This is a genomic window from Pararobbsia silviterrae (genome assembly GCF_003628125.1).
In the GTDB taxonomy this organism is placed as follows: domain Bacteria; phylum Pseudomonadota; class Gammaproteobacteria; order Burkholderiales; family Burkholderiaceae; genus Pararobbsia; species Pararobbsia silviterrae.
This window is the reverse complement of record NZ_RBZU01000010.1, coordinates 76,134-91,242: the sequence shown is the minus strand read 5'-3', so window position 1 is coordinate 91,242 and position 15,109 is coordinate 76,134. Positions and strand designations below refer to the sequence as shown.

The 15,109-nt window shown below is 64.5% G+C and carries 10 protein-coding genes; 4 read left to right on the top strand and 6 right to left on the bottom strand.

Features of this window, described 5'->3' with window-relative positions:
• Nucleotides 1-29: 29 nt before the first annotated feature.
• From D7S86_RS20200 to D7S86_RS20185, 4 genes are all read right to left on the bottom strand, one after another.
• Nucleotides 30-1,409 (bottom strand): LLM class flavin-dependent oxidoreductase, encoded by a 1,380-nt coding sequence (locus D7S86_RS20200; protein ID WP_121088669.1) that lies wholly within the window; start codon nucleotides 1,407-1,409, stop codon nucleotides 30-32.
• A complete protein-coding gene (locus tag D7S86_RS20195) occupies nucleotides 1,410-2,687 on the bottom strand; it encodes an SfnB family sulfur acquisition oxidoreductase (RefSeq protein WP_121088668.1) in 1,278 nt (425 codons plus the stop codon).
• Between the two features lies 1 nt (nucleotide 2,688).
• Nucleotides 2,689-3,984, bottom strand: coding sequence for an SfnB family sulfur acquisition oxidoreductase (locus D7S86_RS20190; protein ID WP_420813270.1), 1,296 nt, complete (start codon nucleotides 3,982-3,984; stop codon nucleotides 2,689-2,691).
• Nucleotides 3,985-4,255: 271 nt separating this feature from the next.
• Nucleotides 4,256-5,206 (bottom strand): D-2-hydroxyacid dehydrogenase family protein, encoded by a 951-nt coding sequence (locus D7S86_RS20185; RefSeq protein WP_121088667.1) that lies wholly within the window; start codon nucleotides 5,204-5,206, stop codon nucleotides 4,256-4,258.
• 301 nt (nucleotides 5,207-5,507) lie between these two features.
• On the opposite strand from D7S86_RS20185, the gene D7S86_RS20180 reads away from it, so the two are divergent.
• Nucleotides 5,508-6,080, top strand: coding sequence for an SGNH/GDSL hydrolase family protein (locus tag D7S86_RS20180; RefSeq protein ID WP_158602040.1), 573 nt, complete (start codon nucleotides 5,508-5,510; stop codon nucleotides 6,078-6,080).
• A gap of 30 nt (nucleotides 6,081-6,110) precedes the next feature.
• Here the strand turns inward: D7S86_RS20180 and groL are convergent, their stop codons facing one another.
• Both groL and D7S86_RS20170 read right to left on the bottom strand, forming a co-directional pair.
• Nucleotides 6,111-7,754 carry a chaperonin GroEL gene (groL, locus tag D7S86_RS20175; RefSeq protein ID WP_121088665.1) on the bottom strand — a complete coding sequence of 548 codons (1,644 nt, stop codon included), beginning with the start codon at nucleotides 7,752-7,754 and terminating at the stop codon, nucleotides 6,111-6,113.
• Nucleotides 7,755-7,786: 32 nt separating this feature from the next.
• Nucleotides 7,787-8,077: a co-chaperone GroES gene (locus D7S86_RS20170; RefSeq protein WP_121088664.1), complete on the bottom strand. Its 291-nt coding sequence runs from the start codon at nucleotides 8,075-8,077 to the stop codon at nucleotides 7,787-7,789.
• Between the two features lie 370 nt (nucleotides 8,078-8,447).
• Between D7S86_RS20170 and D7S86_RS20165 the strand changes: the two genes are divergently transcribed.
• From D7S86_RS20165 to D7S86_RS20155, 3 genes are all read left to right on the top strand, one after another.
• A complete protein-coding gene (locus D7S86_RS20165) occupies nucleotides 8,448-9,743 on the top strand; it encodes an O-acetylhomoserine aminocarboxypropyltransferase/cysteine synthase family protein (RefSeq protein ID WP_121088663.1) in 1,296 nt (431 codons plus the stop codon).
• A 421-nt stretch (nucleotides 9,744-10,164) separates the two neighbouring features.
• Nucleotides 10,165-11,829, top strand: coding sequence for a phospholipase C (locus D7S86_RS20160; RefSeq protein WP_121088662.1), 1,665 nt, complete (start codon nucleotides 10,165-10,167; stop codon nucleotides 11,827-11,829).
• Nucleotides 11,830-12,169: 340 nt separating this feature from the next.
• Complete coding sequence (locus D7S86_RS20155) at nucleotides 12,170-15,109, top strand: autotransporter family protein (RefSeq protein ID WP_121088661.1); 2,940 nt, start codon at nucleotides 12,170-12,172, stop codon at nucleotides 15,107-15,109.

The following is a 15,109-nucleotide window of genomic DNA, read 5'->3' as shown; positions in this document are numbered from 1 at the left end:
CTTAGCCTTAAGCCCTAAAGCCGCCGCCCTCAAGTCCCGCTCTCCACGCGTTCATGCATGCGCCGATACGTCGCGGCCGTATGCCGCTCGGGCAAGCGATCCCCATTGCCGAACAAGCGGTGCCGCAAACTTCCTTCGGCGTACTCGGTCTTGTAGACGCCGCGATGCTGAAGCTCCGGCACGACGAGATCGACGAAGTCCTCGTAACTCTCGGGCACGACGGTCCGGCTCAGATTGAATCCGTCCACGCCTGTCTCTTCGACCCATGCCTGCAGTTCGTCCGCCACGTGCGATGCGTCGCCGACGATCGCGGGATAGCGTCCGCCCAGTTCGAACATCTCGAGCAGCTTGCGACGCGTCCAGCCGTGTTGCGCGGCGGTGCGCGTCGCCGACTCGATCGCGTTGCCGGGCGTGTAATCGATTGGCGCATCGAGGTCGTACTGCGTGAAGTCGACACCCGTGCTCGCCGCGAAATGGGCCAGGCCCGCTTCGCGGCTCGCATGGGCGCGATAGTCCGCATATTTCTCGCGGGCTTCGGCGTCGGTGCGCCCCGTGACGACGGCCGCGCCGACGAAGACCTTGACGTCGTCGGGACGTCGGCCCGCGTCGACGAGCGCCTGGCGCAACGCGGCCACCGTCTTGCGTCCGGTCTCGCGATTCGGCGGCGAGATGAACACGCACTCGGCGTGCTGTGCCGCGAACCGTTGTCCGCGTCCCGAACTCCCGGCCTGAAACAGCACCGGCGTGCGTTGCGGCGACGGCTCCGACAAGTGGTAACCGTCGACCTTGTAATAGCGGCCGTGGTGCCGAACACGATGGACTTTCGCGGGATCGGCAAACACGCGCGCGCCGCGATCGCGAAGCACGGCATCGTCTTCCCAACTGCCTTCCCATAGCTTGTAGAGCACGTCGAGATACTCGTCGGCGCGATCGTAGCGTTCGTCATGCGCGATCTGTTCGTCGAGACCCATCGCACGCGCCGCGCTGTCGAGGTAGCCCGTGACGATGTTCCAGCCGATGCGGCCGCGCGTCAGATGATCGAGCGTCGAGAAGCGTCGCGCGAGCAGATACGGCGCTTCATACGTGAGGTTCACCGTCACGCCGAAACCGAGATGCCGCGTGACGGCGGCCATCGCCGAGATCAGCATCAGCGGATCGTTGACGGGAAGCTGGATCGACTCGCGCAAGGTCAGATCGACATTGCGCGCATAGATGTCGTAGACGCCGACGATGTCCGCGAGAAAGAACCCGTCGAACAAGCCGCGTTCGAGAATGCGCGCTTGCTCGGTCCAATACTCGATCGTGCGATAGTCGACCGAGCGGTCGCGCGGATGCGTCCAGAGCCCGTGATTGATATGCCCGACGCAATTCATGTTGAACGCGTTGAGCAGGATGGGTTTGTGCGCCATTCAGAGCGCTCCGTGCCGGGGTGGCAATACGTCGTTCAGATAGAAGTTGCCGATCGCGTGGTATTTCCACCGGACCGGGTCGTGCAGCGTATGCGTGCGTGCATTGCGCCAGAAACGGTCGAGTCCGAGACCGTCGAGTGTTGCGCTCGTGCCGCAGAGTTCGAAGAGCGCATTCGCCGCCTCGAGCGAAGCCGTCGTCGTCAGCGCGCGCGCTTCGGCGACCGCGATCGATGCGGCCGCGACGGTCTCTGCGGTCATCGTCTGTTTCGCGGCGTCGACAATGCGCCCGGCCCGGCGCAATAGCGCCCACGCGCCGCGCAGCTGAACCGCGATCTCTCCGACCTGCCGGATCGTCAGCGGATCGTCGCTCGCGTGCGTGAGCCCCGAATCGATCCACGGTCGCGCGTGATCACGCACGAACGGCAGCGTCGCGTCGAACGCGCCTTGACCGATGCCGAGATCGATGGCCGCGTGCATGATCTGCGCGACGGGGCCGATCGTTGTCGGTCGTTCGAACGATGCGAGAAACGGAACGATATGTGCCGCATCCGTATACACATGATCGAATGTGATCGAGCCGCTGCCCGTCACGCGCTGTCCGAAGCCGTCCCAATCGTCGACGATCGCAAGGCCGTCCGATTGGCGCGGCACGATCGCAAGATACGTGACGTCGCGCCCGTCCTCGTCGGCGACGACGAGCGTCGGGATCCAGTGCGCGAAAATCGCGCCCGTGCAATAGAACTTGCTTCCGTCGATACGGAAATGATTGTCGTCGCGCGTGAGGCGCGTGCGCCGCTTGAAGTCCTTGTGGCCGATCTCGGCGAGCGCATTGCCGAAGCGATCGCCTGCGAGCGCACGTTCGAAGAAGAAGCGTTTTTGTGCGTCGCTGCCGCCCACGCGCAGCACTTCGAGCGCGTAGAAGTGATTTTGCGGAATCTGACCGAGCGAGCCGTCGGCGGCCGCGATCGTCGCGATGACGGTCGCGAGCGTTGCGCTCGACACTTCGGGGCCGCCGTATTCGCGAGGGACCGTGATCGAGAGCAGGCCGCTCGTGCTCAGCAGATCGAGTTCGGCCCAGGGCAGTCGCCGTTCGCGGTCGCGTGCGACGGCATCGGGCGCAAAACGCGCGGCCAGTTCGCGTGCGACGTCGAGTGCATGCGCGTCGTCGCGGATCCGTGTCGGTGCGTGAGGAACGGGCGGAGCGGGATCGGGCGACGGCACGGCCGCGTGTTCCAAAGGCGGTGCGGATGACGAATGAGCGGTGGGCAGGGCGGACATATCAATTCCACGAATGCCGCTTCGGGAAAACGCGGTTCAGATGGTAGTGGCCGATCAAGTGCGCTTTCCAGCGCACGGGGTCATGCAGCGTATGCACGCGCGCATTACGCCAATGGCGATCGAGATTGTGTTTGGCGCGCGTCGCGGACGAGCCCGCGAGTTCGAACAGTTTTTCCGTTGCATCGAGCGCGGCGCGCGTGGTCCAGACTTTGGCTTCGGCGACCGCAACCGAAGCGCGGGCGCTCGCGTCGGCGTCGATGCCGTGCCCTTCGATCGCATGCAAACGGATCGCGTCGAGCGTGCGGCCCGCTTCGTCGAGGACTTCACGCGCGGTGTGCAACTGGATTTCGAGCTTGCCGATGTCCGCGATGATGTAGGGATCGTCGGTTGCGCGCGCGACGCCCGAATCGAGCCACGGTCGTGCGTGGTCGCGCACGAAGGTAATCGTATCTTCGACGGCGGCTTCCGCGATGCCCTGATCGATCGCGGCCTGAATCAACTGCGACGTCGGACCCCAGAGTCCGGGCCGTTCGGCGAGCCGCCAGAGCGGCAGCACATCGTCGGGATCGATCGGCACCGCATCGAACACGACGCTGCCGCTCGCGGTCGTTCTCTGGCCGAACGAAGACCAGTCGTCGATGACGGTCAATCCCGGGGCGTCGCGCCTTGCCCAGACCTGCACGGCGTGCCCGGCATCGTCGATCGCGCGGCACGGCACGCGATGCGCGAACAAAGCGCCCGTCGAATAGTAGCGGCGGCCGGTCAGCCTCAGCCCTTCAGGGGTCTGCACGAGGCGTGTCGTGCCGTCGGCGATCGTCGGACTCGTGGCCGACTTGCGCTCGGGCCCCGCGTTGCCGAGCCGTGCGCCCGACAGAACTTCGCCGTAAAGGCGGCGTTTTTGTTCGCCCGAGCCCGCTTCGCGCAGCACGCCGAGCACGCCGAAATGGTTCTGCGGAATTTGCCCCAGGGCCGGATCCGCCTTGCAGAGGATCACGAACATCTCGGCAAGCGTCGCAAGCGAGACGTCCGCGCCGCCGTATTCGCGCGGTACGGTGACCGCGCCGAGCCCGCTTTGGGACCATCGGTCGAGTTCATCCCAAGGCAGCACGCGGTCGCGATCGCGCGCGGACGCGCGTACGGCAAATTCGGCGGCCAGCGCATGCGCGCGCTCGATGGCCTCGCGATCGTCGCGAATGCGATGCACGGTGCGCGGATCGGGCCATGCGGCGATGCGATTGGCATGCGCCGCGGGTGCGGCGGCCGGATCGGACGATGAGGAAAGCGGGGGCGTGGACACGGCTCGAACCGAACGTTGTGATCAATCGAATTTCGATTGCAGCACACGCGCAAGTTCGACATAAACCAACGAATCTTGGATTGCTTATCTGTATCCGTGCTGACGCGTGTCCGACGTCTCGATTGCGCCGTGCGCGTGCCGCACCATCGCGGCACGGATCTGCTCGACCCTTTCGCGCTTTGAGGGCCGGTAGGCGGTCGTCCCTCGACGGAACGTACCTGAACGCGCTGGATCCTGCCCAAGACTGCCCGATCCGATGACGGGCCTGGGGCTATGCCTGCCGATCGAGCCACGCGCCGATATTGCGCACCGTGTCCCCGTAGAACGTCCGATACATCTCGCGCGTGACGTAGCCGATATGCGGCGTCGCAAGGATGCGCGGATGCGTGCGGATGCGGTCGGTCAACGGGAGCGGTTCGACGTCGTAGACATCGAGCGCGGCGCCCGCGAGCGCTTGATCGTCGAGCGCGGCGAGCAAAGCCGATAGATCGACGATCGGCGCGCGCGACGTATTGATCAGGCGGCTCGTCGGCTTCATGCGCGCAAGCTCGGCGGCGCCGACGAGGCCGCGCGTCCGATCGCTGAGCCGCAGATGGATCGACAGAAAGTCGGACGTCGCGAACAGGGTGTCCTTGTCGACACGTTGAACGCCCTTCGAATCGGCGCGCTCGGCGCTCAGGTTCTGGCTCCATGCGATGACGTTCATCCGGAACGCGCGCCCGATCACGCCGACCGCGGAGCCGATATGCCCGAGCCCGAGCAGACCCAGCGTCTTGCCCGCGAGTTCGGTGCCGAGCGACACCTGCCATCCGCCTTCGCGCAACGATTGATGTTCGAGCGGAATATTGCGCGCCATCGAGAGCAAGAGCGCCCACGTGAACTCGATCGTCGGCGTCGACGCGTAGCCGGTATGCGCGATCTCGATGCCGCGTTCGGCCGCCGCCTCGGTATCGATCGACGCATTGACGGGCCCCGTCGATGCGATGAGCTTGAGCTTGGGTAACTGCTCGATGACCGCGCGCGTGAGCGGCGTACGCTCGCGCATCACGCAGACGATATCGAAGGGGCGCAAGCGTTCGACGACCTGCGCCGCATCGGCAAGCGTGTCGTTGAACACCGTGATCTCGGCGCGGCTTTGGAGCGAGGACCAGTCCGCGAGATCGAGCGCGACGTTCTGGTAGTCGTCGAGGATCGCGATACGGAATACATCGGGCTTGGACATGCGTGACAGACCTCCTCAATGCGTGCCGCCGAACGACGCGATGGCGTGACGTCGATGCGGCATCGATTCGAAAGGGAACCGTAATCGCGCGCACGTATCTTGAGATTCGATCGCCTGAGCGCGCATCGCGGACCGCATGGGCTTCATCCATGGGGCGGACGACGATGCCGATTCGAAGACTCGGGATCCTGGCGCGACGTTCGACGCCTCATGCTGACCTATTCTCGCGGGGGTTTCCATGCACGGTATTGCCCGGTTTCGAACAGGCGTCATCGGAAGTCTAATCGCGGTTGCGTTCGCCATGTGCGGTGGCACGCATGCGCAGCAGGCCAGTGCGCCGCAATCGAGTACGGCGCCGATCGAGATCGTCGCGTTCGGTGCGAGTCAGACCGCGGGCAAGGGGGTGTCGTCGAATGAGGCTTTTCCGGCCCGTCTCGAAGCGCTGCTCAAGCAGGACGGCTTCAATGTGACCGTGGCGAATCAAGGCGTGAGCGGCGATACGGTCGCGGACATGGTGCGCCGTATGAGCTCGGCGCTGCCGGCCACGACGCGCGTCGTCGTCTTCCAGCCGGGGTCGAACGACTGCGGCAGGCGGCATGCCTCAAGCGAAGCGGATTTCCGCGACGGCATCGATGCCGCGCTGACCTTCATGCAATCGCATCACTTTTCGGTGCTCACGCTCGACTCGGATTGTCACGAGGGTGTGCTCGAAGACGAAACGAACAAATTCGGCTTTGCGTACTACGGGAAACTCGCGCACGGGCTTGGCGACATGCGCCAGGCTGACGGCCAGCATCTGACGCCCGAGGGCTATCAGAAGCTGGCGGAACGTCTGCTGCCTTCGGTCGAGTCTTTGCTGAAGGCGACGCCATAGCGTAATAGCGCGCGAGTCTCCTTTTAGCGCTTAAAACCCGAAGTCGCCGCCGCCGGGGCCATGCGCGCCCGGCGCTGCAGGCGCGGGGGCCGCATCCTTCGGCGCTTCGTAGATCGTCGCGTCGGTCGTCAGCAGCAGGCCCGCGATCGACGCCGCGTTCTGCAGCGCGGTGCGCGTGACCTTCGTCGGATCGAGCACGCCGTTCTCGACGAGATCGCCGTATTCGCCGGTCGCCGCGTTGAAGCCGAAATTGCCCTTGCCCTTGAGCACTTCGGCCACGACGACGCTCGCTTCATCGCCCGCATTCGCGACGATCTGACGCAGCGGTTCTTCGAGCGCGCGCAGCACGATCTTGACGCCGGCGTCCTGATCCGGATTCGCGCCGCGCACCTCGCCGATCGCTTGCTTGACGCGCAGCAGGGCCACGCCGCCGCCCGGCACGATGCCTTCTTCGACGGCCGCGCGCGTCGCATGGAGCGCGTCGTCGACGCGATCCTTCTTTTCCTTGACCTCGATCTCGGTCGCGCCGCCGACCTTGATCACCGCGACGCCCCCGGCCAGCTTGGCCACGCGTTCCTGCAGCTTTTCACGGTCGTAGTCCGACGTCGCTTCCTCGATCTGGCGGCGGATCTGTTTGACGCGCGCCTCGATATTGTCCTTGACGCCCGCGCCGTCGATGATCGTCGTATTTTCCTTGCCGATCTCGATGCGTTGCGCCTGGCCGAGTTCGGCGAGCGTGGCCTTTTCGAGCGTGAGCCCGGTTTCCTCGGCGATGACCTGACCGCCCGTGAGGATCGCGATGTCCTCAAGGAGCGCCTTGCGGCGATCGCCGAAGCCCGGCGCCTTGACGGCCGTCGTCTTGAGGATGCCGCGGATATTGTTGACGACGAGCGTCGCGAGCGCTTCGCCCTCGACGTCCTCGGCGATGATCAGCAGCGGGCGGCCCGCCTTCGCGACTTGTTCGAGCACCGGCAACAGATCGCGGATATTCGAGATCTTCTTGTCGTGCAACAGCACGTACGGGTTATCGAGCAGCGCGAGCTGCTTGTCGGGATTGTTGATGAAATACGGCGACAGGTAGCCGCGATCGAACTGCATGCCTTCGACGACATCGAGTTCATCGGCAAGCGACTTGCCGTCCTCGACCGTGATCACGCCTTCCTTGCCGACGCGATCGATCGCTTCGGCGATGCGTTGACCGATCGATTCCTCGCCGTTCGCGGAAATCGTCGCGACTTGCGCGATTTCCTTGCTCGTCGTCGTCGGCTTGCTGATCTTGCGGAGTTCTTCGACCGCGGCCACCACGGCCTTGTCGATGCCGCGCTTGAGATCGAGCGGATTCAAGCCGGCCGCCACGTATTTCTGGCCTTCGCGCACGATCGCTTGCGCGAGCACCGTGGCCGTCGTCGTACCGTCGCCGGCGGCGTCGCTCGTCTTCGACGCGACTTCCTTGACGAGTTGCGCGCCGATGTTCTGCAGACGATCCGCGAGTTCGATTTCCTTCGCGACCGAGACGCCGTCCTTCGTCACGACGGGCGAACCGAAGCTGCGTTCGAGCACGACGTTACGGCCCTTCGGGCCCAACGTGACCTTGACCGCATTCGCGAGAATATTGACGCCTTCGACGAGCCGCGTGCGCGCCGAATCGCTAAAGATGACTTCTTTGGCTGCCATGGTTCAGGGTGTCCGTTGAAGGTGGAAAAGGATTAGAGATTGACGACGGCGACGACGTCTTCTTCGCGCAGCACGAGCAGTTCCGAGCCGTCGACCTTGACGGCCTGGCCCGCATATTTGCCGAACAGCACGCGCTCGCCGACCTTGACGTCGGGCACGATGCGGTTGCCGCCGTCATCGCGGCGGCCGGGACCGACGGCGATGACTTCGCCCTGATCGGGTTTTTCGGCGGCGCCTTCGGGCAGCACGATGCCTGACGCGGTGCGGGTTTCCTGATCGAGGCGCTTGACGATGATGCGATCGTGCAGGGGACGTAAGCTCATAAATGCAATCCGTGAACGAGGGAGTAAAGGATTCGGGGCCATGCGTGACGCGCGATATCCGAATCGAGCACGCACTGCATTGGCACTTGGAAGGTTCGAGTGCCAAGTATAGAAACGCCTGTGTCGCCGACTCCAATAACGAATTGCGAAATCGATATGCATCTGGCTCGGATACCGAGCCCGCGTTCGCGCCGAGCGCCGACATGCCGCACGGCGCGGATATCGATATGACAAAAGACGCGAAGGGCGAGGGTATGCGCCTCTTATATACTCGACGAGCCTCGACGGTCGGGCCGCATCGGCGGCGTCTGTCGGGTCCTTTCAAGCCGACCTCATCGGCGTCGTCGATCACAATCCGGAGACCGCGTTCATGCCGCAAAACCCTGCTTCGCCCTGGAAGTTCGAGACCATCGCCGTTCACGGCGGGTATGACCCCGACCCGACCACGCGTGCCGCCGCCGTGCCGATCTATCAGACCGTCGCATTCGCGTTCGACGACACGCAGCACGGCGCGGATCTGTTCGACCTCAAGGTCCAGGGCAATATCTACACGCGGATCATGAATCCGACGCAGAACGTGCTTGAGCAACGCGTGGCCGCGCTCGAGGGCGGCATCGGCGCGCTCGCGCTCGCGTCGGGGCAGGCCGCGGTCACGTATGCGATCCAGACGATCGCGGAAGCGGGCGACAACATCGTGTCGTCGAGCACGCTCTACGGTGGCACCTATAACTTGTTCGCGCATACGCTGCCGCAATTCGGCATCGAAACGCGCTTTGCGGATCCGCGCGATCCGGCATCGTTCGCATCGCGGATCGATGCGCGTACGAAGGCGGTGTTTGTCGAGACCGTGGGCAATCCGCTCGGCAATATCACGGACATCGCGACGATCGCCGAGATCGCGCATCGGCACGGCGTGCCGCTGATCGCGGACAACACGGTGCCGACGCCGTATCTGCTGCGTCCGTTCGAACATGGCGCGGATATCGTCGTGCATTCGCTGACCAAGTATCTCGGCGGGCACGGCACGAGCCTCGGCGGCGCGATCGTCGACTCGGGCAAATTCCCGTGGGCCGAACACAAGACGCGTTTCCGCCGGCTCAACGAGCCTGACGTGTCGTATCACGGCGTTGTGTACACCGAAGCGCTTGGGCCGGCCGCGTATATCGGTCGCGCGCGCGTCGTGCCGCTGCGCAATACGGGTGCGGCGATTTCGCCGTTCAACGCGTTCCTGCTGCTGCAGGGCATCGAAACGGTCGGTCTGCGCGTCGATCGGATCAGCGAAAACGCGACGCGCATCGCGCAGCATCTGAGCACGCATCCGAAGGTCCGCTGGGTCTCGCATGCGAGCCTGCCGAATCATCCGGATCACGCGCTCGTCGGCCGCTATTTGTCGGGCAAGGCGCCCGGCATCCTGACGTTCGGCGTCGAAGGCGGCCGCGACGGCGGCGCGCGATTCCAGGACGCGCTGGGCCTGTTTACGCGCCTCGTCAATATCGGCGATGCGAAGTCGCTCGCGACGCATCCGGCATCGACGACGCATCGGCAGTTGTCGGCCGAAGAACTCGCGAAGGCCGGCGTCAGCGAAGAAACGATCCGGCTCTCGATCGGCATCGAGCATGTCGACGATCTGATCGCCGATCTCGATCAGGCGCTCGCCGTCGTTTAAACGCGCGAGGCGGCCGATGCGCCGCCTCGTCGTCGGATCGTGATGTCATGCCCCGGCGCGTCGATGCCGGGGCGCGCTTGACGCCCCCTCTACGCAGCGCGTGCGTGCCGCTGTGTCAATTCACGTGTCGCCGATATCCGTTCGCGACCTTCGATTCAGATATCGATTTGCACAACGTCGATCGTGAGCGCGCACGTGATTTCGACGCGAACGGACACGCTCGTCATTTCCACAAAGCTGACACGGCCGAAAGCTTCGTAACCCGAAGTTGTCATTCGTGGATGATCCAATCTCGATGGTTTTGCGCGCGTTTCACTCGAGGATTTACCCTTCCCCTGACGCCTGCACTACAACACGCATCGACGGCATCAATGGCCTCGGGTTACGCATTCTTGTCGACAACAATGACGGAGTCCCCCCCATGCGTCATCGTGCACTCGCAGCCCTGTCGTGCGCCGGACTTGTCGTGGCCCTGTATGCGCAGGCCAGCGACAACTTCAATCCGTGGATCTTCGGCGGACCCGGCGAAGCCCGCACCGCTACGCCGATCAAGCATCTCGTGGTTATTTACGGCGAAAACATTTCGTTCGATCATTATTTCGGCACCTATCCGACCGCGACGAATCCGCCGGGCGAACCGCGTTTTAGCGCAACGCGCGGTACGCCGGTCGTCAACGGTCTGACGCCCGCACTCCTTACGAAGAACCCGAACTTCACGAATACGGCGAACGGCGCGGGCGCGGCGAATCCGTTCCGGCTCGATCGCTCGCAGGCCGCGACGGCGGACCAGAATCACGCCTATACGCCCGAACAGCAAGCCTACGACAACGGCAAGATGGATCTCTTTCCGAAGTACACGGGTTCGGGAACGAGCGGCGGCGCCGGCGCGTTCGGCACGTCGGGCCAGGTCATGGGCTATTTCGACGGCAATACCGTGACGGCGATGTGGAACTACGCGCAGCACTTCGCGATGAGCGACAACGCGTACACGTCGTCGTACGGTCCGTCGACGCCGGGCGCATTGAACGTCGTGTCGGGCCAGACCAACGGTCTGCAGTTGCTCAAGACGACTGAACAACCGTCGACCCTCGCCGTGTCGTCGTACTACATCAACGACGGCGTCGGCGGCTTCACGCTGATCAACGACGTCGACCCCGGCAACGACATCTGCTCGAGCACGACGAATCAAGGCCTCATGACGAGCAAGAACGTCGGTGATCTGCTCAATGAAAAGGGCATTTCGTGGGGCGGATTCATGGGCGGCTTCAATCTGGCGAAGACGAACTCGAACGGCACGACCGGGTGCACGCGGTCGACGTTCTCGACAGTCGTCGGCGCGGCGACGAACGACTACGTGCCGCACCACAACTGGTTCCAGTACTACACGTCGACGTCGAATCCGCAGCATCTGCGCCCGAGCTCGATCGAGGCGATCGGCCAGAGCTACGAGAGAAACGGCAAGACGCCCGAGCCCGCGAATCACGAATACGATACCGACGATTTCTTCGCGGCGGTGTCGGCCCACAACTTCCCCGCGGTGAGCTTCCTGAAGGCGCCGGCTTACCAGGACGGACACGCGGGCTATTCGGATCCGCTCGACGAGCAGACGTTCGTGACGACGGTCGTCAATTTCCTCCAGCAGCAGCCTGAATGGGAAAGCACGGCCGTGATTCTGGCGTGGGACGATTCGGACGGCTGGTACGACCATCAGTACACGTCGCCGCGCATCTCGTCGTTCGATTCGCAGGCCGATCAGCTCAACGGCGCGGGCAAGTGCGGCACGGGTACGCAAGCCGACGGCGTCAAGGGCGCGCCGGTCAACGGTCGCTGCGGTCCGGGCACGCGGATTCCGTTCGTCGTGATCTCGCCGTGGGCGAAGAGCAATTACGTCGATCACACACCGATCGAGCAGTCGTCCGTCATTCGCTTCATCGAAGACAACTGGCTCGAAGGCAAGCGGATCGGCGACGGTTCGTTCGACGCGACGGCCGGCAGCATCATGGATCTGTTCGACTTCAATGGCGGTCCGCGCAACGGCCGTCTGTTCCTCGATACGTCGACCGGTGTCGTGACGAGTTCGCGCTGACGCGCACTCGGAAGACGCGTCCGTCGGGCGCCGCCGCGTCCGACGGACGTGCTTCGAATCGCTTTGAGCCGCTTCGAGTCCGTTTGCGCCGGATTGCGCGACATCCGATTCTGCTCGATGTCCGCACATTGCAACAATTGCGCATACAGATCGATGTCGATCCGGCCGACGACGCCATGTATCCAAATACCGGGACATGAGCCCATGTGTCCCTTTCAAATACCTTTGCCGGTTTGTCGAGCGCGCGAACGAAAGCGCGCTTTATTCGTGACAAATTAGTTTGACGGACTAAACAGCCAGCCAAGAATCCAGGGACTCGGTGTCTGCATCCGGAGGACCCATGGATTCCACTACCGCGTACGAGGCGCGTGCATCGCGCCGGTCGCCGCGCAGACTTCGCCTGCCGAGGCGCACGGTGATCAGCGCGGCGGTCTCCGTCGCGACCTTGACCGGCGTCTCGTCGGCGTTCGCGGTGGATTGCGCATCGACGGGCGCGGTGGCCACGGGATTCGAATATACGAATGCCACGACGACGTCGTGCGATGTGCCCGCGAGTACGCAAGTCGCGCGGATCACGGACTCGGCGACCGGCCCCATCGTCGCGAACGGCGTGACGATCCTCGTGCCTTACGGCAATGCGGTGACATCGACGGGCGGCGGCACGATTTCGATCGGCGTCGATTCGGTGACCGGCGCCTCGTCGCTCGCGGAGCTCTATACGGGCAGCGGGGGGCTGATCGGTCTCTGGGCGACCGGCGCGGGAAGTCATGTCGACGCGACCGATTTCACGATCACGATGCCGGGCAGCGGCAATATCGTCGCCGAAGCGTCGGCGGGCGGCGTCATCATGCTCGACGAGACGAACATCAGCATCGCGCAAGGCGGCGGCAGCCAGACGCTCTATGCGACAGGAACCGGTAGTCAGATCATCGCGGACACGACGACGATCACGGGCTCGACGGGCGGCGGCGACTACGGCATTCACGCCGATCAGGGCGCGGAGATTCTGTTCACGAACAGCGATCTGACGCTGACCTCTACGGGCGGCGGCATCACGGGCGCGCTCGCCGAGAACGGCAGCACGTTCGAGGCGACGAACTCGACGATCAATCTGACGGCGACCGGCGGCGACGCGGCCGTCAAATCGACGAGCGGCAGCACGGTCATCCTGAACGGCGGCTCGGTCACGATGAACGGCCAGGGCGGCGATGTCGCCGTGGCCGCGCAGGCGGCCGTGCTCTCGGCGACCGACGTCGTGATCAAGCTCAACGCCGCGGGCTCCAACGCGGGCGATGTGCAGAACGGCGGCACCATGACGATCACCGGCGGCTCGGTGACCGCGACGGGTGCGTCGTCGATCGGGTTTCTCGTCGACGGGAACGCGGGTGTGCTCAATACGCTGTCGCTGGCCGATACGACGGTCAGTTCGACAGCCGATTCGTTTCGCGTGACCGGCGCGGATGCCTCGATCAATCTGACGGGCACGACCGTCACCGACAACAACGGCATTCTGCTCACGACGTCGCAGCCGTCGACGACGACCTTCGATGCGAGCGCGTCAACGCTCAGCGGCGTCATCACGACCGGAACGGGTAGCACGAACGACGTCACGCTCGCCGATGCGACGACGTGGACGATGACCGGAAGCTCGAATGCGACGACGCTCGCGAACAACGCGAGTTCGATCGTCATGACGGCGCCGACCGGCTCCGCGGATCTGCTCGCGAGCTACAAGACGCTGACCGTGCAGGACTATTCGGGCGCGAGCGGCAACATCACGCTCAACACGTTTCTCGGAACCGATGGCGCGCCGTCGGACATGCTCGTCATCGACGGCGGCGCGGCGAGCGGTTCGACCGCGTTGACGATCCACAACACGACGGGCCCCGGCGCTGAAACGGTCGGCAACGGGATTCTCGTCGTCGATGCCGTCAGCGGCGGCACGACCGCGGCCGATGCGTTCTCGCTGAGCGGGCGCGTGCGCGAAGGCGCGTTCGACTACCGGTTGTTCCGCGGCGGCGTCGACGGCACCGACCCCGAGGACTGGTTCCTGCGGTCGAGCTTCGAGACCGGAGGGAGCGGCGGTGGCGGAGGCAGTACGGGAGGCGGTGGGGGCGGCAGCACCGGAGGCGGTGGCGGCGCGGAAGAAGGCGGCGGCGGGACCGACCCCGGTGACATTCCCGACGAAGAAGAGGATCTGCCCGTCGTGCGTCCGGGCGGTTCGAGACCCGGCGTCGACGAGCCGATCATCGGACCGGAGATCGCGACCTATGGCGTCGTGCAGCCGATCGCGAGGCAGATGGGCCTGATGACGATCGGTACGCTTCACGAACGGATCGGCGATACGCTCGCGGACCCGTTGGCGGCGGTCGGCGACGCGCAGGCTCAGGGCCAGAGCCAGACCGACCAGCAGGACAAACCATGGCTGAAGTCGAGCTGGGGACGCGTGTTCGGCCAGCAGATCGACAACCAGTACGAACAGTTTTCGGATCCGCGCGCGACCGGTCAGATCATCGGCGTGCAGGCCGGCGTCGATATCTGGCACGGCAGCCTCGCGGAAGGCCATCACGATGTCGCGGGCGCGTATTTCGCGTACGGAAACGCGCAGGCCGACGTCAACGGTTATGTGACGAACGCGGCTGCGACAGGCTACGTGGCCACGCAGACCGGCAGCATGCATCTCGATGCGTATTCGGGCGGTCTCTACTGGACGCACTACGGTCCGACCGGCTGGTACCTCGACGCCGTGCTTCAGGGCACGTATTACAACGGCGATGCGTCGAGCACGTCGACGACGCTGCCGGTATCGGGCAACGGTGTCGCGACGTCGCTCGAAGCCGGCTATCCGATTCCGCTGCCGCTCGGTCCCGGATTCGTGCTCGAACCGCAGGCCCAGATCATCTGGCAACGGGTCAACTTCAGTACGAGCAGCGACGCCTACGGTTCGGTCGATCTCGGTACGACGACGGGTGCGACCGGACGCGTCGGCGTGCGAGGCCGCTGGACGATCGACGAGGACGACGGCCGGATCTGGCAGCCGTATGCGCGCGTGAATCTCTGGCACGACTGGGCGGGCAATGCGGACACGATGTTCGACATCGATTCGGTGCCCTTGCTGCAGGACGCGACGCGCCTCGAATTCGCGGGCGGCCTGACCGTCAAGTTCGGCACGCGCTTCGATCTCTATATGCAGGCCGGCTACCAATATGCGGTCGGGGCGACCGACGGCGGGCGCCGGCAAGGGGTTCAAGGCGATCTCGGTGCGCGGTATTCATGGTGA

Bases quoted from the DNA above. Each gene is read 5' to 3' on its own strand.
- D7S86_RS20200 (WP_121088669.1), bottom strand. From the start codon at position 1,409: ATGGCGCACAAACCCATCCTGCTCAACGCGTTCAACATGAATTGCGTC.
- D7S86_RS20195 (WP_121088668.1), bottom strand. From the start codon at position 2,687: ATGTCCGCCCTGCCCACCGCTCATTCGTCATCCGCACCGCCTTTGGAA.
- D7S86_RS20185 (WP_121088667.1), bottom strand. From the start codon at position 5,206: ATGTCCAAGCCCGATGTATTCCGTATCGCGATCCTCGACGACTACCAG.
- D7S86_RS20180 (WP_158602040.1), top strand. From the start codon at position 5,508: ATGTGCGGTGGCACGCATGCGCAGCAGGCCAGTGCGCCGCAATCGAGT.
- groL (WP_121088665.1), bottom strand. From the start codon at position 7,754: ATGGCAGCCAAAGAAGTCATCTTTAGCGATTCGGCGCGCACGCGGCTC.
- D7S86_RS20170 (WP_121088664.1), bottom strand. From the start codon at position 8,077: ATGAGCTTACGTCCCCTGCACGATCGCATCATCGTCAAGCGCCTCGAT.
- D7S86_RS20165 (WP_121088663.1), top strand. From the start codon at position 8,448: ATGCCGCAAAACCCTGCTTCGCCCTGGAAGTTCGAGACCATCGCCGTT.
- D7S86_RS20160 (WP_121088662.1), top strand. From the start codon at position 10,165: ATGCGTCATCGTGCACTCGCAGCCCTGTCGTGCGCCGGACTTGTCGTG.
- D7S86_RS20155 (WP_121088661.1), top strand. From the start codon at position 12,170: ATGGATTCCACTACCGCGTACGAGGCGCGTGCATCGCGCCGGTCGCCG.